This window comes from Dermacoccus sp. BD5 (assembly GCF_044878485.1).
Taxonomy (GTDB): domain Bacteria; phylum Actinomycetota; class Actinomycetes; order Actinomycetales; family Dermatophilaceae; genus Dermacoccus; species Dermacoccus nishinomiyaensis.
Genome location: NZ_JANJER010000002.1, coordinates 155522 through 175629, shown reverse-complemented (window position 1 = coordinate 175629; position 20108 = coordinate 155522). Strand labels below are relative to the sequence as shown.

The 20108-nt window shown below is 69.1% G+C and carries 23 protein-coding genes; 17 read left to right on the top strand and 6 right to left on the bottom strand.

Features of this window, described 5'->3' with window-relative positions:
* Positions 1-190 precede the first annotated feature (190 nt).
* Both NQ706_RS02445 and NQ706_RS02440 read right to left on the bottom strand, forming a co-directional pair.
* Entirely contained in the window at positions 191-2602 is a 2412-nt protein-coding gene (locus NQ706_RS02445; protein WP_051806034.1) for a GNAT family N-acetyltransferase, read from the bottom strand.
* Between the two features lie 252 nt (positions 2603-2854).
* Positions 2855-4543 (bottom strand): DUF885 domain-containing protein, encoded by a 1689-nt coding sequence (locus tag NQ706_RS02440; protein ID WP_038569001.1) that lies wholly within the window; start codon positions 4541-4543, stop codon positions 2855-2857.
* A 50-nt stretch (positions 4544-4593) separates the two neighbouring features.
* Here NQ706_RS02440 and NQ706_RS02435 point away from each other — a divergent pair, with 50 nt between their 5' ends.
* Entirely contained in the window at positions 4594-5496 is a 903-nt protein-coding gene (locus NQ706_RS02435; protein WP_235181935.1) for an MOSC domain-containing protein, read from the top strand.
* A gap of 69 nt (positions 5497-5565) precedes the next feature.
* Here the strand turns inward: NQ706_RS02435 and NQ706_RS02430 are convergent, their stop codons facing one another.
* Both NQ706_RS02430 and NQ706_RS02425 read right to left on the bottom strand, forming a co-directional pair.
* Entirely contained in the window at positions 5566-5784 is a 219-nt protein-coding gene (locus tag NQ706_RS02430; protein WP_038568999.1) for an acyl-CoA carboxylase epsilon subunit, read from the bottom strand.
* Entirely contained in the window at positions 5781-7424 is a 1644-nt protein-coding gene (locus NQ706_RS02425) for an acyl-CoA carboxylase subunit beta (RefSeq protein ID WP_038568997.1), read from the bottom strand. Before NQ706_RS02425 ends, NQ706_RS02430 begins: the two co-directional genes overlap by 4 nt.
* Before the next feature lie 23 nt (positions 7425-7447).
* Here NQ706_RS02425 and NQ706_RS02420 point away from each other — a divergent pair, with 23 nt between their 5' ends.
* From NQ706_RS02420 to NQ706_RS02345, 16 genes are all read left to right on the top strand, one after another.
* Entirely contained in the window at positions 7448-8374 is a 927-nt protein-coding gene (locus tag NQ706_RS02420) for a biotin--[acetyl-CoA-carboxylase] ligase (RefSeq protein ID WP_150112774.1), read from the top strand.
* A 27-nt stretch (positions 8375-8401) separates the two neighbouring features.
* Positions 8402-9403 (top strand): adenylate/guanylate cyclase domain-containing protein, encoded by a 1002-nt coding sequence (locus NQ706_RS02415; protein WP_038568995.1) that lies wholly within the window; start codon positions 8402-8404, stop codon positions 9401-9403.
* Positions 9404-9604: 201 nt separating this feature from the next.
* Positions 9605-10348, top strand: a complete 744-nt coding sequence (locus tag NQ706_RS02410) for a hypothetical protein (protein WP_404360329.1) — start codon at positions 9605-9607, stop codon at positions 10346-10348.
* Between the two features lie 155 nt (positions 10349-10503).
* Entirely contained in the window at positions 10504-11733 is a 1230-nt protein-coding gene (locus NQ706_RS02405) for a tyrosine-type recombinase/integrase (RefSeq protein WP_404360327.1), read from the top strand.
* Between the two features lie 188 nt (positions 11734-11921).
* Entirely contained in the window at positions 11922-12506 is a 585-nt protein-coding gene (locus NQ706_RS02400) for a hypothetical protein (RefSeq protein WP_404360325.1), read from the top strand.
* A gap of 111 nt (positions 12507-12617) precedes the next feature.
* Complete coding sequence (locus tag NQ706_RS02395; RefSeq protein WP_404360323.1) at positions 12618-12830, top strand: helix-turn-helix domain-containing protein; 213 nt, start codon at positions 12618-12620, stop codon at positions 12828-12830.
* A gap of 119 nt (positions 12831-12949) precedes the next feature.
* Positions 12950-13174 (top strand): hypothetical protein, encoded by a 225-nt coding sequence (locus tag NQ706_RS02390; RefSeq protein WP_404360321.1) that lies wholly within the window; start codon positions 12950-12952, stop codon positions 13172-13174.
* Complete coding sequence (locus tag NQ706_RS02385; RefSeq protein ID WP_404360319.1) at positions 13174-13608, top strand: hypothetical protein; 435 nt, start codon at positions 13174-13176, stop codon at positions 13606-13608. Before NQ706_RS02390 ends, NQ706_RS02385 begins: the two co-directional genes overlap by 1 nt.
* Positions 13605-13943, top strand: a complete 339-nt coding sequence (locus NQ706_RS02380; protein WP_404360317.1) for a hypothetical protein — start codon at positions 13605-13607, stop codon at positions 13941-13943. The genes NQ706_RS02385 and NQ706_RS02380 overlap by 4 nt, the downstream gene beginning before the upstream one ends.
* A complete protein-coding gene (locus NQ706_RS02375) occupies positions 13940-14158 on the top strand; it encodes a hypothetical protein (RefSeq protein WP_144693853.1) in 219 nt (72 codons plus the stop codon). The genes NQ706_RS02380 and NQ706_RS02375 overlap by 4 nt, the downstream gene beginning before the upstream one ends.
* Entirely contained in the window at positions 14155-15540 is a 1386-nt protein-coding gene (locus NQ706_RS02370; protein ID WP_404360315.1) for a phage/plasmid primase, P4 family, read from the top strand. Before NQ706_RS02375 ends, NQ706_RS02370 begins: the two co-directional genes overlap by 4 nt.
* A 448-nt stretch (positions 15541-15988) precedes the next feature.
* Complete coding sequence (locus NQ706_RS02365; protein WP_006943576.1) at positions 15989-16228, top strand: hypothetical protein; 240 nt, start codon at positions 15989-15991, stop codon at positions 16226-16228.
* Positions 16225-16434 (top strand): hypothetical protein, encoded by a 210-nt coding sequence (locus tag NQ706_RS02360; protein WP_404360313.1) that lies wholly within the window; start codon positions 16225-16227, stop codon positions 16432-16434. Before NQ706_RS02365 ends, NQ706_RS02360 begins: the two co-directional genes overlap by 4 nt.
* A 23-nt stretch (positions 16435-16457) precedes the next feature.
* Positions 16458-17312 (top strand): hypothetical protein, encoded by an 855-nt coding sequence (locus NQ706_RS02355; protein WP_404360311.1) that lies wholly within the window; start codon positions 16458-16460, stop codon positions 17310-17312.
* A gap of 244 nt (positions 17313-17556) precedes the next feature.
* Positions 17557-17841, top strand: a complete 285-nt coding sequence (locus tag NQ706_RS02350; RefSeq protein ID WP_404360309.1) for a hypothetical protein — start codon at positions 17557-17559, stop codon at positions 17839-17841.
* On the top strand, positions 17838-18185 hold the full coding sequence (locus NQ706_RS02345; RefSeq protein ID WP_404360307.1) for a hypothetical protein: 348 nt from the start codon (positions 17838-17840) through the stop codon (positions 18183-18185). The genes NQ706_RS02350 and NQ706_RS02345 overlap by 4 nt, the downstream gene beginning before the upstream one ends.
* Here the strand turns inward: NQ706_RS02345 and NQ706_RS02340 are convergent.
* Together NQ706_RS02340 and NQ706_RS02335 are read right to left on the bottom strand one after the other, a co-directional pair.
* The gene (locus tag NQ706_RS02340) at positions 18182-18403 is read right to left on the bottom strand and encodes a hypothetical protein (protein WP_404360305.1); all 222 of its coding nucleotides are present in this window, start codon (positions 18401-18403) and stop codon (positions 18182-18184) included. The two genes, NQ706_RS02345 and NQ706_RS02340, sit on opposite strands and share 4 nt — an antisense overlap.
* A 26-nt stretch (positions 18404-18429) precedes the next feature.
* A complete protein-coding gene (locus tag NQ706_RS02335; RefSeq protein ID WP_404360303.1) occupies positions 18430-19638 on the bottom strand; it encodes a Fic family protein in 1209 nt (402 codons plus the stop codon).
* Positions 19639-20108 lie beyond the last annotated feature (470 nt).

Genomic DNA, 20108 nt, shown 5'->3' with positions numbered 1-20108 from the left:
TCGGACCATTATTGGTCAGACCAAACTGTACATGATGCAGGTCACATCGACGTGATGCAGCTCTCGTTGCGTCTCGGACGGGGAGGGTTGTGGCGCGGCCGGCGCGAGCATGACGAAGCCCGGCATCAGTGAGGACCGATGCCGGGCTCGACCGGGCGGCGAGTAGGTGAGCGACAGACTGCGTGCGGCGTCAGCCCCCGATGATGCGCGGCGCGCCGCGGTAGGCGCGCACGTGGTTCCACGCCGCGATCTGCGCGTACGCCTTGTGCTTCGGGTTGCGCTCCCCGTCGTACTTGAGCGGGTCGGCCCAGCGTCCGCGCTTGACGAGCGCCGCAGCGCCGTCGCGCTCTGCGCCCTTCGGCAGCAGACGCGCGATGGTCTGCGGCGGCAGGACGGTGTAGACGAGGTCGTCGTACGGCGCCGGCGCGGTGACGGGGGAGTTCTCGACGAGGTCGCTGACGAGCTGCTCGGCGACGTTCGCCCCCGAACCGGTGGCGTAGTAGCAGTTGCGTCCGTAGCGCGGGTTGACCTCGAAGAACTTGACGGAACCGTCACGCGGGTCGCGGATGGCGTCGAGGTTGGCGAAGCCGTGATAGTCGGCCGTCTCGAGGATGCGGCGCGAGGCTTCGACGACGTCGGGCATGTCCTGCACGACCTGGACGTCGGGGATGCCGAGGTAGGCCGGGCGCGGATCCTGCAGGAGCACCCGCGACGTGCGCGCCAGCGTGATCTCGCCGTTCTTCGCGCGGTACATCGTGACCGACAGGATCTCGTCGCCGGGGATGAGATCCTGCGCGAGCATCTCGCCGGTGAAACCCGCGTCGACGAGGCGGGTGATGAGCGCGTCGAGCTCGTCGCGCGAGTCGACCTCGTACAGCTTCTTCTTGCCCGGCATCGACAAGGCGTTGTGCAGTGCCGAATCGGCGGGCTTGACGATGATCGGGTAAGGGAAGGTGACGTCGTCGGCGCTCGGGCGCCCGGTGGCGAAGTCGAGGATGACGGTGCCCGGCGTCGCGACGCCCGCCTCGGCGCAGACGGCGTTGAAGTGGTTCTTGTCGGAGATGCGCTCGAGCATCGCGGGGCTCTCGTGTGGCACGACGACGTTGGTGCCGAGCGTGTCGCGCTTCGCCGACAACGACTGCACGTAGCCGTCGTTGTTCGTCAGCGGAATGATCGTCAGATCGGGGTTCTCAGCGGCGATATGGCGGATCTCGGTGAGGACGAGGTCGTGGTCGTTGATCGCGGCGAACCCGAGTTCTCGCGTGTCGTGGAACAGCGTCGAGTCGGCCGTCGCGCCCGTCGTGAACGGGACGACGAGGACGCTCGTCAGGCCGTAACGCTCGTGGAACGCGCGCGCCAGGGCGTAGCCGGAGAGGGTGAAGTCGAGCACGACCGGCAGCACCGCGGGAGTGCCGCCCTGACCCGGTGTCGCACCGCGTGCGGGGCCGGCGACCTTGGCGGCGAGGGCGGTGGCGGCGGACGAGGCGGTGCGCATCGTCCGCGACGGCAGGCTGCGAACGGTGCTCGGACCCTTGCTGCGGGCGTCACGCACGAGGGCCTTGGCCTTCGTCGACGCACGGTACGCGGCGAGCACCTGCGGGCGCACGACGAGATCCCACGGGCCCGGGACGTCACGCGCGCCGTCCTTGCCGAACTTGAGCTTGAAACCGTCGAGCGAGCTGAGCGCGGGCGCGCGGTCGCTGCCGAGACCCATGAAGTCGAACGTCGACGCGCCGCGGCTCTTCGCCGCGAGCATGCACTCCCAGACCATGCGGTTGGCAGCGAAGCTCTTGCGGGCGGCCGCGCTCGTCGCGGCGTAGAAGTAGCGCGCCTCGCCGTCATAGATGGTGACGAGCGCCCACGCGACGACGGCGCCGCCCGCAGAGGTGTCTCGCACCGTGTAGAGGCGGCAGATGTCGGGGCCGAGCTGGGAGAGCATGTTGAAGTAGAACTGCGCGGGACGCAGGTCGAAGTGGCCGCGTTCGGCGGTCTCGGTGAAGACGGGGAAGACCTGCTCAGCGAAGTCCTGTTCGCTGATGCCCGTCTCGTCGGTGAAGACCAGGGCGTCGTTCTTGAGCCCGTACCGCAGGTCACGGCGGCCGTTCTTCGACATCGACGCCATCAGCTCGTCCTCGCTGAGCGAGAGGTCGAGCACGAGCGTACGGTCGTAGAAGACCTCGGTGAGCGGCTCGGTGAGGTCGGGCGCCGCGTGCGTGGCGTGCAGGCGGACGAGTGCCGCCCTGGGGTGCTCGGCCTTGACGTACGCTGCCAGGGCGTCGCGCAGGGCGCGCTCGTCAGCGGCGCTGGGCGCCGCGTGCGTCAGCCAGATCGGGGCGAACTTGCCCCACAGCTGCACGAGCGCGCGGCCGGCGAACTCCGTCAGGCTCAGTGCGGCGACGTGAGCGCCCGCGGCGTCGTGGACGAGCAGGTAGCGCCAGTGACGGCGGCCCGGCAGCGAATCGTCGTAGCGCGCCCACTCGGGCGACTGCTCGACGGGCACGCGCGCGCCCGCGTCGTGGATCGTCCGGACGAACTCGTCAGCGTCGACGGCGACGATCGAGTAGGGCGAGGTCGTGGCGAGGCTCGACTGGGTGGGCGACATGGTGGCGTAGCGCTCCGAACGTTGGGGACATCGGCTTGCCGCCAGCCTACCGGCGCCCCCGCTCCCACCCCGTCAGGCACGCATGGGGCCCGCCCCATCTGCGATTCCCGTCCTCATCTGCGTTTTTCGTCCACATTCGCTCAGAGGCGCGAAGGTGGACGCGGTTCGCCGATGGGGGCGGGAATCGCATAGGTGGACGCGGTTCGCCGATGGGGAAACGAATCGCGAATGTGGATAGGAATCGCAGGTGGGTCAGGGGGCGAGGATGGCGTCGCGCAGGACGTCGAGGCCGACGCCGCCGATGTCGAGGGCGCGACGGTGGAAGGCCTTGAGGTCGAAGGCTGCGCCCTCGCGACGACGCGTCTCCTCGCGCAGCGACAGCCACAGGCGCTCGCCGATCGAGTACGACGGCGCCTGCCCCGGCCAGCCGAGGTAGCGGTCGAGCTCGAAGCGCAGGAAGCCCTCGGCCATGTCGGCGTGCGCCGACAGGAATGCCCACGCCTTGTCGTACGTCCAGGCGCCCCCACCAACCTCGGCGGGAGCCTCGAAACCGCAGTGCACGCCGATGTCGACGACGACGCGCGCGGCGCGCAGCGACTGCCCGTCGAGCATGCCGAGGCGGGTGGCGTCGTCCGTGTGGAAGCCGAGCTCGTCCATGAGGCGCTCGGCGTACAGGGCCCAGCCCTCCGCGTGCCCGGATGTCCACGACCCCATGCGGCGCCACCGGTTGAGCAGGCCCGAGCGGTACATCGTCTGCCCGATCTGCAGGTGATGGCCGGGGACGCCCTCGTGGTAGACGGTCGTCAGTTCGCGCCACGTGCCGAACCGTTCGACGCCCTTCGGCACCGCCCACCACATGCGTCCGGGGCGGGAGAAATCCTCGCTCGGGCCGGTGTAGTAGATGCCGCCCGACGACGTGGGCGCGATCATGCACTCGATGCGACGCACCGGGTCGGGGATGTCGAAGTGCGTGTCCGCCAGAGCGCTGACGGCGGCGTCGGCGCTCGCCTGCATCCAGGCGCGCAGCGCGTCGGTGCCGTGCAGGGCGTACGCGTCGTCGGCGTCGAGGGCGGCCATCGCGCCCTTGACGCCGGCGCCGGGCGCGATGCGTTCGGCGAGGCGCGACATCTCGTCGGTGATGCGCGCGAGTTCGTCCTGACCCCAGCGGTAGGTCTCCTCGAGGTCGACTCGCGCGCCGAGGAACTCGCGGCTGTGCAGCGCGTACCGCTCACGCCCCACCCCGTCGTGCTCGGGCGCGCGCGGCAGCAGTTCGTCGCGCAGCCGCGCCCCTGCGTCGGCGTAGGCCCGCGCGGCGAGCGCGGCAGCCTCGCGCACCTCGTCCTGCACCGCGCTGGCATCGCCACCACTCTCGACGGCAGCGCGCTCGGCGAGCGAGAGGAAGTACCCGTCGCGTCCGCCGTGCTCGGCGCACTGCTCGCTGCAGCGTTCGATCTGGCGCTGCGCCGCGACGATGCCCTGCGACGCGGCGTGATGGAGCGACGCGAACCACCCGTCGAGCGCCTCGGGGACGGCGCGCAGCCGGTGCGCGATCGTCTCCCAGTCCTCGTCGCTGTCGGTCGGCATGAGGTCGAAGGTGTCGCGCATCATCTGCAGCGGCGACGCGATGACGTTGAGGTCGGCGAGGTCGTAGCCGGCGTCGTGGATCTCCTCGGCGAGCTCGAGGCGCTCCTGCAGCGCGGCGAGCGTCACGGCGTCCACGTCGTCCTGCGCCGACGCGGTGCGCAGCGCCGACAACGTCGAGCGACGCAGATCGGACGCGGCCGCGTAGCCGTCGGGGGCGAAGTCGTCGAGCAGATGATCCTGGCCCGGGATGCCGAGCGCCGTTGCCTCGATCGGCGACAGCGCGACGGACGCGTCGAGGTAGCCGTCCGCGATCTCGTCGAGACGGGTCGTGGCGCGGGGCTCGCTCGAGGTGCTCATGGACCGATCCAACGCGACGCACGTCAAAGCGCGCAAGTACATTGACGCCCATGACGACGCCGCCGATGAGTCCATCTCACCCCGATCCTGACGCCCGGCCCGCTGCGGCGGGTGTGGTGAAGGCGGCGGCAGCGGGGCAGAGGGCGTCGGCCGAGGGCTCGCAGGAGCACGCGAAATCCACCGCGACGACGGCCGCGTCACCGACATCCGGCTCGGCGGAGCCCGCGAGCTCCACCGCGGCGTCCACGGACTTGGCTTCCACCTCAGCGGCGCAGGCCGACGCCACGTCACCCACCGCAGGTGGAGAGCTCGTCGTCGTCGGTGTCCAGATCGGCCGACCAGAGGTGTGGGATGCGAAGAAGCACCTCACGGGGATGCGCAAGCGACCCGTTGCGAGCATCGGCGTCGTCGACCCCGGCCCGCGCGAGGCGGGTGGGCGCAGCGGCGTCAGCGGTGACCACGTCGGTGATCTCGAGCATCACGGGGGCCGCGAGCAGGCGGTGTACGTGGTCGCGCGTGAGGAGCTCGACCACTGGGGCGCCGAGCTGGGGCGTTCGATTCCCGACGGGGCCTTCGGCGAGAACGTCACGACGCGGGGCGTCCGCGTCGACGACGCCGTCATCGGCACCCGCTGGCGCATGGGCACGGCGCTGCTCGAGGTGACCGGCCCTCGCATTCCCTGCCGAACCTTCGCCTGGGCGATCGACGAGCCGCGCTGGGTCAAGCGCTTCACCGACCACGGACGGCCCGGCGCGTACACCCGCGTCGTCGAGCCCGGGACGATCACGGCGGGCGACATGGTCGACGTCGTCTACGTGCCCGAGCACGGCGTCACCGTCGTCGACGTGTTCCGCGCCTACACCGGCGGTGCCCGCGCGATCATGGAACGCGTCGTCGCGGCCGGCGTGCTGGCGCCGCGCTACCAGGCCAAGCTCGAAGCCAAGCTGCGCTGAGCATCATTGCCCGCAATCGCGTCACCTCTGACGCGATTCCGGGCGACGATCATCTACCGAAGGCGAGCCTCAGCGCGGCAGGCGCGATTCGGCCCAACTGCGCGGACGGGCGTGGCGGACGTGCGCGGGGCGTCCCCACATGGAACGCGCCGGGGCGGGTGATTCAGTGCCCGACGCCGCAGCCGCTCGCGCCAGGACGACAGCAGTGACGGCGGCGATCTCCTCGTCGGTCGGCGCGCCGCTGACGAACCGGATCGTCGGGCGCGGGCTCTCGGTTGCCTCGCTCACAGCGGGATGTTTCCGTGCTTCTTGGGCGGCAGGTCCTCGCGCTTGTGACGCAGCGCCCGCAGCGCCTTGACGACCTGGACGCGCGTCTCGTGCGGCGGGATGACCGCGTCGACGTAGCCGCGGTCGGCTGAGATGTACGGGTTGGCGAGCGTGTCCTCGTACTCGGCGATGAGCTGCGCGCGACGCTTCTCGACGTCCTCGGCGCTGCCGTTCTCGGCGACCGCCCTCAGCTCCTTGCGGTACACGATGTTGGCCGCGCCCTGCGCACCCATGACGGCGATCTGCGCCGTCGGCCACGCGAGGTTGACGTCGGCGCCGAGGTGCTTGGACCCCATGACGTCGTACGCACCGCCGTACGCCTTGCGCGTGATGACGGTGACGAGCGGCACCGTCGCCTCCGCGTAGGCGTAGAGCAGCTTCGCGCCACGGCGGATGATGCCGCCCCACTCCTGGTCGGTACCGGGCAGGAAGCCGGGCACGTCGACGAGCGTGAGGATCGGGATGTTGAACGAGTCACAGAAGCGGATGAAACGCGCCGCCTTCTCGCTCGCGTTGATGTCGAGCGTGCCGGCGAGCTGAGCCGGCTGGTTTGCGACGATGCCGACGCTGTGCCCCTCGACGCGCGCGAGCCCGCAGATGATGTTGGGTGCGAACAGCGGCTGCACCTCGAGGAAGTCGGGGCCGGAGCCCGCATCGTCAGGATCCGCGGGGTCGACGACGGCGGCGATGACGTCGTTCATGTCGTAGGCGAGGTTCGCCGAATCGGGCACGAGCGTGTCGAGCGCGCGGTCGGCGTCGGTGATCTCGAGGTCGGCGGTGACCTCGAACGAGGGCCCCGCGTCCATGTTGTTGCTCGGCAGGTAGCCGAGCATCGCCTTGACGTACTCGATCGCGTCGTCCTCGTCGCTCGCCATGTAGTGCGAGACGCCGGAGCGCGAGTTGTGCGTGTGCGCGCCGCCGAGCTCTTCGAAGCCGACGTCCTCACCCGTCACCGTCTTGATGACGTCAGGGCCGGTGATGAACATGTGCGACGTCTGATCGACCATGACGGTGAAGTCGGTGATCGCGGGGGAGTAGACGGCGCCACCGGCGCAGGGGCCCATGACGAGCGAGATCTGCGGGATGACACCGCTCGCGTGCACGTTGCGACGGAAGATCTCGGCGTAGAGACCGAGCGCGACGACGCCCTCCTGGATGCGCGCGCCGCCCGAGTCGTTGATGCCGATGACGGGTGCGCCGAGCTTCATCGCGAGATCCATGACCTTGCAGATCTTCTCGCCGAAGACCTCACCGAGGGAGCCGCCGAAGACCGTGAAGTCCTGACTGAACACGCAGACCGTGCGCCCGTCGACCGTGCCGTAGCCGGTGACGACGCCGTCACCGTAGGGGCGGTTCTTGTCCTGCCCGAACTGCGTCGAGCGGTGACGCGCGAGGGCGTCGAGTTCGACGAACGAGCCCTCGTCGAGCAGCCGTTCGACGCGCTCACGAGCCGTCAGCTTGCCCTTGGCGTGCTGCTTCTCCACCGCGCGGGCCGAACCGGCGTGCACCGCCTCCTCCGTGCGGTTCGCCAGATCCTTCAACCTTCCGGCCGTGGTGTGCAGATCGAGGGAGGTGTCCGGGGGCACGTCGTCGAGCGTCATGGGCGACAGCCTAACCTTGTCACGTGACCTCGAACACGAACTCGTCAGTAGCCTTTTCGCCAGGGATGGCGCGGGATCTGCGTGCCGACGGGTGGGCTCGCGTCGACCTGTTCGACGAGGTCGATTCGACGAATGTGGTCGCCCTCGACGCCGCCGAGCGCTGGCACCTCGTGGCCGCCCATCGCCAGCGCGCCGGGCGCGGACGCCTCGATCGGGCCTGGGTGACGCCCGCGGGCGCCGCCGTCACCGTCTCGATGACGCTGCCGCTGCCACGGGACGCGGCGACGTGGGGTTGGGTGCCGTTGTTCGTCGGTGACGCCGTGCGCGCCGCCCTCGCGCAGCTGGCCGACGAGCGCGGGGCGGACGTCGAGTTCGTCACGAAGTGGCCCAACGACGTCCTGGTGTGGGATGACGACGGCGTCGAGAGCGGCGCCGACGCCGACGCCGGCCCGGGCACCGGCGGGGCGAGCGGCGACTGGCGCAAGGTCGCCGGCGTCCTGTGTCAGGTGGCGTCGGGCAACCTCGTCGTCGCGGGCGTCGGGGTGAACGTGGCTCAGCAGCGCGGCGAGTTGCCCGTCGACACGGCGACGTCGACGTCACTCGTCGGGTTGGACGCCGCGCGTGACGAGGTGCTCGCGGCCGTCGCTGCGCACGTCGCCCGAGCCGCGCGTGACTGGTGCGAACCCGCGGCGCTCGCGGCCGCCCGCGAGAGCGTGCGTCGACACTGTCGCACGATCGGCAGCCTCGTCGACGTGCACACCCCCGACGGCAAGGTGGCGCGGCGGCGAGGCGTCGGCATCGACGACGGCGGGCGGCTCGTGACGACCGATTCCGGCGAGCGTCCAGGCTCAGCGCCTACGATGGCGTACTCGGTGGCGGACGTCGTGCATGCCCGCCTGGGCGGCCGCGCGGAGGCCGGCGAGCGACGCGGGCGGAACGCCGACGAGTGATCGGTACGAGGCAGAAGGCGAGACGTGATGGCTGACCCGGTGTCCCACCTCGATTCCGACGATTCGATGTTCATCGACGCGGTCGAGCGACGCCTCATGGGCGCGCCGCGCCGCTACAAGCGCCGTGACCTGTCGACGCACGCCGGGGTCGACGCCGACGACACCCGTCGCGTGTGGCGCGCTCTCGGTTTCGCCAACTCGCGTGAGGCGGACGTCGCGTTCTCCGACACCGACCTCGACGCCCTGCGCGCGGTGTCCGCGATGACGGCCGCGCACGATCTCGACGTCGACACCCTCCTCGGGCTGGCGCGTGCGCTGGGGCGCACGACCGACCGACTCGCGATGTGGCAGGTGCAACTCGTCGTCGACATGCTCGCGCAGCGTGACGGCGGCCCGCGCGGCGGCAAGCCCCTCGCCCGCGCCGCAGCGGACGAGATGGCGAGCCTCGTCGACGACCTCGAGCCATTGCTCCTCTACGTGTGGCGCCGCAACGTCGGCGTCGCCCTCGCGCGCCTGCTGGCAGACGCGCAGCCCGAGACGCACCTCGGTGTCGTGCGCACCGTCGGTTTCGCCGACCTCGTCTCCTTCACACGCCTCGCGCGTCAGCTCAGCGAGAGTGATCTCGCGGCGCTCGTCACGCGGTTCGAGGCGGTCGCCTCGGACATCGTCAGCGAGCACGGGGGCGCCGTCGTCAAGACGGTCGGTGACGAGATCCTCTTCTCGCACCAGGACCCGGAGGGCGCCTCGCGCATCGCGCGTGCGCTCAAGGAGATGTCGGAGGTCGACGACCTGCTGCCGCAGATGCGCGTGGGTCTGTCGACGGGTCGTGTGCTCGCGCGTCTCGGCGACATCTACGGCACGACGGTCAACCGCGCCGCACGCCTGACGAACGCCGCCGCGGCGAGTCAGATCCTCGTCGACGAGGCAACGGCCGACGCGCTGCGTCACGACCCGGAGTCGACGCTGCGCGCGCACGAACCGTTGGAACTCGCGGGTATCGGCCTCAGCGCGGCCTGGATCCTGCTCTGACGGACCTTTCTGAAGCACTCTGCTCAGGACGAATCCTGCTGGACGGATCGGGCGTCGGACGCCTGCGGGTGAACGCCAGGTGACGATTCGGCGACAAAGCCCTGCTGTATACATTTCTGTCAAGTCGGCTGGATGGGCAACTGACAATTCGTCGGTCCGCAAGGCACCGCAGGGTATGCCGGGCTGCCTATAGTCGTGCTCATGAACGACGTCCTGGTCGCCCGCGGGGGTTTCGGCGACGACACGGCTCTCATGCGCATGAGCCACGCAGCACACCTCTCGGTCCGCACCGTGGAGGGCACGCTCGAAACCGTGACGCCCGAATCCGTCGGAACGGCGACCGCGTGCATCGTCTTCGCGGCGAACTGCCGCCGCGTCGACGGCGACGCCGACCTGGGCGGCGGCGCCACGGCCGCGCCCGACGGGGTGCGCGAGAGCGCCGCCGCCGTGCGCACCTCTTCCCGCCGGCATCCGGGTGTGGCGTTCGTCGCTGTGCTCGACGACGCGGCGCTCGTCGGGGACGTCGAACGCGCGGCCGCGACCGTCGCGCTGCTCGACGCGGGGGCCGACGACGTCATCTCGTGCGCGATCACGCCGGCGGAGCTCGAAGCGCGGGTCAGCGCCGCGGTGCGCCGGGTCAACCGGGCGCAGGGCGGACCGCGGCTGGTGGCGAACGCCGCCGAGGGGAGCCCACCCCACGTGGACGCGGCGCGGCGCGAGCTCGTCGGCGCCGGCGGGCGGGCGGTGATGACCGCGAAGGAAGCCATCGTCATGGGGGTGCTCGTCGGGCGGGATGACGTCGTCAGTCGCGCAGAGTTCGAGGCGGCGCTGTGGACGGGCCAGTGGCGTGGCACACCCAAGGCGGTCGACATTCATAAGCGCATCATTCCAGGTTCGCGCGTCGCCGCTCAAATCCTCGATTTCCCGCTTGATTCCGCAGCCTAGCCTACGTGTGATCGGGACACAAGAACCCATGTGCGTACACTGAGGTTGCACGGTTCCGGCGCGTCACCTGGCACGCAGAACCGGCAGACCTTGCACACGAGAGACGGGGGCGCGACGTGCCGAACAAGGGGGGCACTCGACGCGGGTTCGGTGCTGTGCGAAAGCTCCCATCCGGGCGCTTCCAGGCGTCCTACATCGGCCCCGACCTACAGCGCCACAACGCGCCCACGACATTCGAGACGAAGGGCGACGCCGAGGGGTGGCTCGCGGGGGAGCGGCGCCTACGGGATCGCGACGACTGGACGCCGCCGAGCGTGCGCGCGAACCGACCGCGCAAGGGCGACCCCACCCTCGCCGAGTGGTGGCCCGAGTTCGTCGAACGCCGGCGCGTCGACGGCGAGCCGCTGCGGCCAACTACTCGCGCTTGGTATGACCAGCTCTACCGCCACTACCTCAAGCCGACGCTCGGCGATATCCCGCTCAAGGGCATCACCGCGGCGCGCGTCAAAGCGTGGTGGGACGACTTCCCGACCGACCGAGGCTCGAGCGTGCGCCCCAACGCTTACATGGCGCTGCGCGCCGCCATGTCGCAAGCCCTCGAGGAAGCCCTCATCATCGCGAACCCCTGCACGATCAAGGTGCAGCGCAAGAAGAAGCGCGAGCTTGAGGTCGCCACTCGTGAGCAGGTGGCGACGATCCACTCGCATATGCCAGAGGCGTTCGCGCCCATCGTCACTATCGCCGCATGGTGTGGCCTACGGTTCGGCGAGATTATCGAGCTACGCCGGGGCGACATCGACCTCACCCGCCGCACGATCCGCGTCGAGCGCGCCGTCTCTCGCGTGCACGGAGAGTTCATCGTCGGCCCACCCAAGTCGGACGCCGGCATCCGAACCGTGAGCATGCCGAGCGCCGTCGCCGACGAGCTCGAGCAGCACCTCGAACGGCACGTGCGGCCCGAGCCTGACGCGCTCGTGTTCGAGTATTGCGGCCACCACCTGCAGCAACCCCAGTTCTCGATCTGGTGGCGCTACGCCCGCGGCATGGCCGGCCGACCCGACCTGCGACTGCACGACCTGCGGCACACGTCGGCGGTCTGGTACGCCCAGCAGGGCGCGACGCTCGCCGACCTCATGGCGCGCCTGGGGCACTCGTCGCCGACGATGGCTCTCCACTACCAACACGCGGCCGCCGAGCGGGATCGTGACCTCACCGACCGTATGGCCGCACCATCCGTTCAGGAACCGTCACCCGAGCCCGTTACGCCTGCGGACACGTCTGAGCCTGACCGTGGGGGCGAACTACTGGCCGCCCTCACCGCACTGCAGAAACTCAGTCCCGAGCAGCGCGCCGCGCTGCAAACTCTGCTCAAGGAGACCCCGTGACCCGAACCCCCGGCAGCCTCGCCGCCTACTTGCTCGCCGACGTTGGAGGGGAGAGTGAGGGGCCGTCGTTTGAATGCCCCACCTGCCCCGGTTCAGTCGTCCTACGGTTGTTTGGTACCGCGCGCGGCACGTACCTCGTAGGAATGGGCACCAGCCTCACGCCTGCGGCGCCCCAGCCTTGCAGCCCGATGGCCTACGCACTCGACAGCCTGGAGCAGGGGCAGGTCTGGACGACGTGTGGCGGCTGTGGCCGGACGATTTGGGCATGGACGACCCCCGACCATCAGATCGGCGTCACGAGTTCCACGGCGACGGGATTGGACGGCCGTCTCGAGGTGCCTAAGGTCATGGCATTCGAGGATGGTGGTTTCACGTTCACGATGGCCGCCCGCCCTGAGACTGTCGCGAGCCTGCTCGTCGTCTGTCCCAATCACCCGGAGGAGCACCTCGCCATGTGGGAGCGTGACGCCGAGGGGGACACGTCCTGGACGCATGCGGACGGTGTGCGAGTGGAGAACATCGCCCCGCCGGTGGAGGGCCAAGCGTCCGGCCTGTTCACCCCGCCCGACGCCGCACCCGCTGCGGGCGACCCTGCGCACACGCGATACGTCTTCAGGTGCAACAAGCCGAGCTGCAACTACAACGGGCAGGTTGTGAGCGGCAAGCTTGCCCCCAAGGTGGAGGCGGCCCTCGACGGGATGGTGGCGGCCGGGCTTCCCCTCTTGCGTGTCACCAGTCCTGAGGCGCCGGGAGCCCTCAAGCCCGCCCGCTGAATATCCCCCGCGGTGCCGCAGGTTGACGCCGTGGCACCGCGTGGTGTTCAATGTCCACGTATGCACCTCTGATCGGAGGGCGCGATCTGCGCTCCCATCGGAGGTTTTTTCATGCTGGATACTCGCCCAGCCAAGCGCATGCAGCTTGCCAGCCTGGCGGACGCGGCCGAGCAGCTCGGCTGTTCCCCCAAGACGATACGCCGCTACATCGCGGCCGGCACCCTCACCGGCTACCGCGTCGGCCCGCGTAACCTGCGCGTTGACGCCGCCGAGGTCGAAGCCCTCGCCCGCCCCATCCCCGCCGCGAGCGGTGATGCCGCATGAGGCACACACCCGCACCCCAGCCCCACGGCGCGCCGCAAGATAAAGGGCGAGCACAAGAGCTCAGTGTCGAGACGCTGATCCGCCATGCGCACGCGTCCCTCGAGTCGTGCCGCGTGCCCGTGAGCACGACGAAGGTCACGCGCCTTTGCCGGCTGTACATGCGCACGGTCGCCCCGCACGGCGTCGCGTTCGTGCCGTGGCTCGTCGCGCAGATCGGTTCCATCGGCGCCCCCGCCCGCGAGACGCTGACCGCCGATCTGTACAGGCGCATTTCGTACCGCGACGAGACGGGCGAGACGGCCGCGAGCAACGTCGACAAGGCGCGTCAGGCGGTGAACGCGTGATGACCTCGCAGACACACGAAAAACGCCGCCCCGCTGTGAACGAGACGGCGATTCCGACACCCGCCAAGGTGAATGAGTACGGCGCCAGTCTACCTGCTCCCAGCGGCCCGCTGTTGGCCGTCGTCGTGACGCGCGAGCTCACGAACGGCGGCATCCGTCGCACGGTCGTGCGCAGCCTCGCGACGGCCGAGCGGCAGGTCGAGCGCGCCCTCGCGGCAGGCTGCGCGGCATCGCTCGACCTCGTGCGCCTCGAGCCCGTCGACGTCGTGACGCCGGCCGACCTCGCCACCCTCGAGGACGACGGCGCACGCGTCGAGCGTGAGATCGCTCGAGCGTCGCTGACGATGCTCGCCGACCCGCAGACCAGCGCCGCGAACCGTGAGCACGCGCTCGACACGTTGCGTGCCCACATCGGCGGGGGTGGCTGCGAATGACGATGTTCACCCTCAAGCAGATGCTCGACCTCGCCGAGGCTGAGGGCCGCGCCCGCTACGCGGAGGGATACCGCGCTGGCCTCGAGGCAGGCGAACAGCACCAGGCCGCCGAGTGGGCCGAGCTCACCGCCGACGCCCTCGAGGAACAGACGCACGCCGCGGCGCGTGCCGTCGTCGCCGGCCTTATCGGCGCGCCCGTCTCGCGCACGTTCGCGTCCATCGGTGTCGACCCGGTGACTGCCGACGCCGAGACGCTGCGTCAGGTCGCGTCGTTCTGGCGCGATCAGGAAACGCAGCGTGTCCGCGCGCACGTCGCGGGGGAGGTGATCGCATGAAGCGCCACGTCTACATCTACGACCTTCGCAGTTCGACGCGTTACGTGCTCGTGCGTGGCCGCGTCGGTGACACGCTGCGCGCGGCAGGGATCCCCGCACAGTGGGCACCCCTGCGTCGAGGCTGGCAGGTCAGGAAGGAACGCGCCGCCGACGTGAGCGCGATCCTCGAGGCCGCTGGGATGCTCGTGCATCACGTCGGGGGCGATCCTCGATGACGGCCGAGAGCATGCCCGCCGACGCGTACGACGAGAACGGTGTCCTCGTCTCCCAGGATGGGGAGAAGCACTCCGGACAGGTCCGCATCGCCTACCGCCTCGCTCGCGCGGCGCGCGGCCGCCTCATGCACGTGCACGGCGTCGGGTGGCTGCACTACGACGGCGCCCGGTGGTGTGAGGACGTGCGCGGCATCGCCCGGCGCGAGGTGCTCGAGGTGCTGCGCGACGCGCTGGCCGAGTCGCTCGGCGGTGATGCTGCGCTGCGTCGTGACGTCGCCAAGTGTGAGAGCGCGGCCGGCATCGCCGGGGTGCTCGACATCGCTGCGAGTCTTGTCGAGTTCGCTGCGACCGTCGAAGACCTCGACGCAGACCCCTACCTGGTCAACACGCCTGCCGGCACGCTCGATCTGCAGACGGGCACGGTGCGCGCGCACGACGCCGACGACCGCCTGACGAAGGTCACGCGGGGCAACTACGTCCCCGGCCATGAGCCGGGCGCGTGGGCGACGTTCCTCGAGCAGGTGCTCCCCGACGCGGACGAGCGCGCGTATCTGGCACGCCTCGTCGGTCAAGCCCTCTATGGGCGCGTGACCGAAAATGTTTTTCCGGTGTTGACCGGGACGGGTGCCAACGGCAAGTCGACCGCGACAACGGCGCTGGCGTTCGCGCTTGGGGATTACGTGACGGCGATCGACCCGGCGTTGCTCATGGTGCAGGATCGCGCCCGCAGCGGCTCGACCGAGCTCATGCAGTTGCTCGGCACGCGCCTCGTCATCGGGCAAGAGACCGACGAGGGCCGCAAGCTCGACGAGGCGACGATGAAGCGGCTCACGGGTGGCGACGTGTTGACCGCGCGCCGGCTGTACCGCGATCCGGTGTCGTGGGTTCCGACGCACACGCTCGTCTACGTCTCGAATCATCTGCCGGCGGTCAAGGGCAATGATCCGGCGACGTGGCGGCGCATGCGCGTCGTGCCGTTCAACATCGTCGTACCGCCCGATAAGCGCGACGGCCGACTCGGTGAACGCCTCGAGCTCGCCGCCGACGAGGTGGTCTCGTGGGCCGTCGATGGCTACCGCGACTACCTCGAAGGTGGGATGCGCGAACCGGCGTCGGTTCTTCGAGCAACGGACGCGTACAAGGCCGAATCGGATCACGTGCGCCAGTTCATCGACGACGCGTGCGAGGCAGGCCCGAACGCCGTCGCGACGTCGCGGCAGCTTTACGGCGCGTGGCAGGCGTGGGCGATGCGCAACGGCGCCGAGGCAAAGACCGAGAAGGCGTTCGGCGCCGAGCTCGACCGACTCGGCTACCCGGCCAGGCGCACGAAGAACGGCGCACTTCGCGACGGTCTGGCGCCGCTCGATCTGGCCGGTTTCTGACCAGCGGGTGACGGGTTGTGACGGGTTCCCCACACTTTTCCCACGCGTATAGGGATAGCAAAAGTTCGGGAAGTGCGTCACCACCCGTCACCCTCACCCAACATTCCCCGTCATTCCGGGGTTTTTGCAGATCGCAGACAAGCCCCGCAGACCTCACAGAAGGCAACATGACCACACAGAATCAAACACTCGAGGCGCTCACCCTCGAGCTCACCCACCGCGCCCAGCGCGGCGAACGCGAACCTCCCTGCGCGGGTGATCCGAGGTTCACGAGCGAGAGCGCAGACGAGCGGCGCGAGGTCGTCGGACTGTGCTCGCCGTGCCCCATCCATGCCGCGTGCGCAGCCGCGTCGCGGCGCATGACGTGGGGCGTATGGGCTGGCGTCGATAAGAGCACCCCATCCGTGACGAAGGGCGTGACGGCTCGACGAACAGATGGTGCCGCCGCGTGATGCGCGCCGCCTCGCTGTTGCTGCTCGAGCTCACGACGACGAGCGTGCGCGCCGTCGTCACCTACCCGAACGGCCACGACGTGCACGTGACGTTCACCGAATCTTGCGGGCCGAGCACTTGGTCGTGTTCGACGTGCGGACCGTCCTACGGCCCCACCTGCCCGCACACGAGCGCCACCGAATACGCGGTGCGCGCTCACGATCTGCTCAACCCCGATGGAAGGAACACCCCATGACCCCCGACGAGCTCAAGAACATCGCCGCCGCCGCCGGCCTGCCCGAGGCCCTGGCCGACCGCCTGCGCGGCGCCACCCCAGGAGAGGTCGCAGCCGACGCCGAGGCGCTGGCTGAGGCGCTGCCCGCCGCGTGCCGCCTCGACCCCGAGGTCGCCGCGAAGGCCGCCGAAGACGCCGAGTACGCACGCTTCTTCCCCAACCACTGACCGACCGAAAGAGAGAACGCACTATGACTGTTTCTGCTGCGGAGTACCGCGCACGCAAGACGAGCAAGATCGACCTGGCGCCCCGAACCATTCCGGGCGGGACCCTCACCGAGATCGACACCCTCGTGGTGCAGCTGCGCGACGCAGGGCTGCCCGTGGGCGCTGGCATCGAGAAGTCGCTCGCGATCCGCAACGCCACGATGGGCGTGGCATCCTCGCCCGAGGATTACTACCCGGCCGACGTGCTGAGTCTCACGCCGGCCAAGGCCGTCGAGGCGATGCGAGCCTATGCCGTGGACCTGGCGACCGAGGCCGTCGACGTGGAAACGGTCCGCCCCATTGAGACGGCGCGCCGCCACCTCGAAGGGCGGCTGCAAGAGGCCGCGCAGCGTGAGCTGACGGCGAACTCCGGTGAGACCATCGCGGCCATGCAGGAGAAGGTCGAGGCCGCTTGGCAGGTCGTGACCAAGGCCGCGAGTCTGGGCATCACGCCCGAGACGACGGCCGAGCAGATCGCGACCGAGGGCACCGACGAAGAGCTCGCCGCCTATCGCGCCCTTCTCGAGGCGGTGCCGACGCTCACCCGGATGGCGCGCCTTCGAGTGCAGCTCGCCACCGTTGGCGGTGTTGGTGTCACGTCCGTGCCCGCGCTCAACATCATGGGCAAGGTCACGCGCCCCGAGCAGGTGCAGGGCTGGCAGAACATCTACCGCGGCGAGAGCGAGGTCGTGAGCATCGAGGAAGATTGGCAGGCATACAGCGTCGGCACGGCGCCCGTCGCCCGCCTCGGTGCTGGCTGGCTCGACCTGGCCCTCGCCGGCTACTCGGTGAAGATCAACACCGCCGAGGAGGCCAAGGCCCTCGCCGACCTGATCTGAACCACCCGCACCATGGCCCGCGCCTCAACCTTCGAGGCGCGGGCCATGGTGCGCGCGTCGACCCCCCACCCCCCCCACGGGGGAGTTCCCCGATTCGGCGCAATCGTCACCGTCGGTGAGGCTAACGGGGGTCTGTACGGGTCCCCAGCTTTTTGACACGTGACCATATCCACGTTTTCGCCCGGAATGGCGCGGTTTCTGCCCGTGGTGGGCGATTCTGACCACCTCAACACTTAGGAGTGTCATGTCTCGCGGCCCTGGCCGGTGGCAGCGCGCCATTCTCGACAACCTCGCCGGCGCCGACTCGCTCGTGCTCGTGCATCGTGCCCGCTCGCATTCGGAGCGTGTGGCGATCCTGCGCGCGGCTCACGCCCTCGAGCAGCGGGGCATGATCCAGTTGGCGAGCGAAGTCGTGTGGGGCCGCCCGCACCTCGTCGCGTGGGCCGTCGGTGCGACGCCGCCCGAGTCGGTGCTCGTCGTCGGCAGGGACGGGAAAACGTACCGACGTCCGAGTAGCCTGCCAGCATGACGAAGTATGCGGGGCTGCCCGTGGACGTTGCCGAAATCTTCGAGTACCTCGCCGACAAGGTGAGCGGTTACGGCTACTTGAAGTGGAACGAGGTCGCCATGCTCAAGGCGGACATGATGAACGTTCGCCATCGTTGGCTCTCGGTGGACCGCGCTGCGTTCAAGCAAGCATGTCGCGATGCCGGAATGACCCCGAAGGAGGTTGCCGAGTGCGTCGACTACCTGGACCGCACCAAGGCTGGGCGCCGTCTCGTACCCGAAGCGACCTACCGCGACTTCCGATTCAAGCCCGAGCCCGAGGCGCCCCACCCGAAGAGCGTCGTTTCGCGTGACTGGCTGAACTAGTCCATTCCCTCGGATGCCACGATGAACGCTGAGAGCTTGTAACCGTGCACGGCTGCGATCTGCTGCAACTGTTCTAGAGTCGGTTCTCGCCGCCCGTCCTCGAACGCACGCAACTCGTCGGCGGGGATCTCGGCGAGCACCTCGAGCGTCTCGAAGGGCATGCGCGCCTCGACACGTTCGGCACGGAGTTGAGCAGCGACGGCGGCTGAGAGGTTCATGCACGCCACGGTAGGGCTCATCCAGGTCAAGACTCGGTCCGAAGCGGTGCGTTGGCTGGCTTTACGGTCCCCGGCGGCGCAGTGATTGCATCCATCACATCTAGGGCGAAGAAGCGACGGTTGTAGCTCCCGATTGGCCCCATCAGAATGCCCGCCTTCACGAGACGCAGCAGTGCCGTGTTGACTGCCTGGCTGGTTCGCCCCGTGGTCCTGCTGAGACTGGGTACCGTCACCACCGGAGTCCCTATCAGCATGTCAGCAATGTCGCGGGCTACTCCCGTGATTTTCTCGTCGCGGAGTTTTTCCACGTACCGCGCATTTATGCCCAGTAGGCGGTCCACACGCGCCGCCGTGTCTGTCGCGGACGCCTCGATGCCGGCGCAGAAAAAGCGTACCCACGCATCCCAATCTCCGGTCTCCGAGACTGCGGCCAGCGCATCCTGGTAAGCAATGCGGCGCGCTTCGAACCACGGCGACACGCTCAAGAGCGGCTCCGTGAGGAGGCCATCGCCGAGAAATTGCAGAACGATGAGCAGACGGCCCAGCCGGCCATTGCCGTCGTTGAAAGGGTGCAGCGTTTCGAATTGGTAGTGGGCCATGGCAGCCGCAACGAGGGGGTCGCGCGGTGAGGCAGGGGTCCTGATCCAATCGACAAGGTCGCGAGCTGCGCTCTCAAGGTCCGCCCCCGGGGGCATGGGCACGAAGCGTGCATCCTCCACTAGACCTGTCGGGCTGCCAATCGCCACGGGGATGCGCCGCACCCGGCCCTTGTCGGGGGTGTCAGATTCGGTCTGATCCACGAGTAGGTGGTGGGCCGTTTGAAGGAGCGCCACCGTCAGCGTCTCTTGGACGGCGTCGAACGCATAGTTCGCGGCGGCGATGTAGTTCATCACCTCCTTCATCTCCCTGGACAGGGCGTCCTCATCTGCATCGACGGCCAGCACGTCTTCAAGCGGTGCGAACGTCCCTTCTAGGGCAGAGGTGCTTTGAGCCTCTCGCCTAAGCGTGGGCTGACGCAGGATGTCCGGGTTGGGGACGAGCCTCGCCGCCTGATCGAGGCGGGCCAGCGCGCGGTTGGCCGAGTTAACCTCGCGCCAGGTTTGGGCGCTCAGTTCTGGTTCGTCTTCGAGCCGGTGCGCAACGTAGGCCATCACGTCGTAGTTGAGGCCGTTCCGGCCGTCGATCCCCGTCATGCGTACGAGGTCGCCGATGGGACTGTTCGCGAAGCGCTCCATCGGGCAAATGTAACTGAGATGCGCAGTTGGTTGAACTTCGTGAGGCGAATGTCAGTCCACTTGAGGTTGCTCGATGAATACCAAGTCAGGGCGCTTCTACTTGCATTCGGGGCCTGCCGGCGGAGTTGAGACAGAAGCCGAGACCCTGCCCAGCGACCCTGCCCGTTGACCGAAACACGCGTCTCGCCCACGCCGAGTAGGCCCACCCCGTTTCGGGAGTGTGCCTGATCGCGAACCCGCGTGACGCGTCTGCAGCTACGTCGGCGGGCGACTCAACCCGGTTGTTGAGTCTCGGTTTCCATCACCGGGGGCGTTCGTGTTGTGGTGCGGCTGATGCCCTGTCAGCGCCGCGTGTTGGTCAGGTGTTCCGGTTGAAACACCTGCTGGGGGTGGGCGTGTGGTACCTACCCTCACCGCACGGCCAACTCCTGCTGGTGCAGCAAAGGTTGACCGCCCGGTGAAGGCCCGTC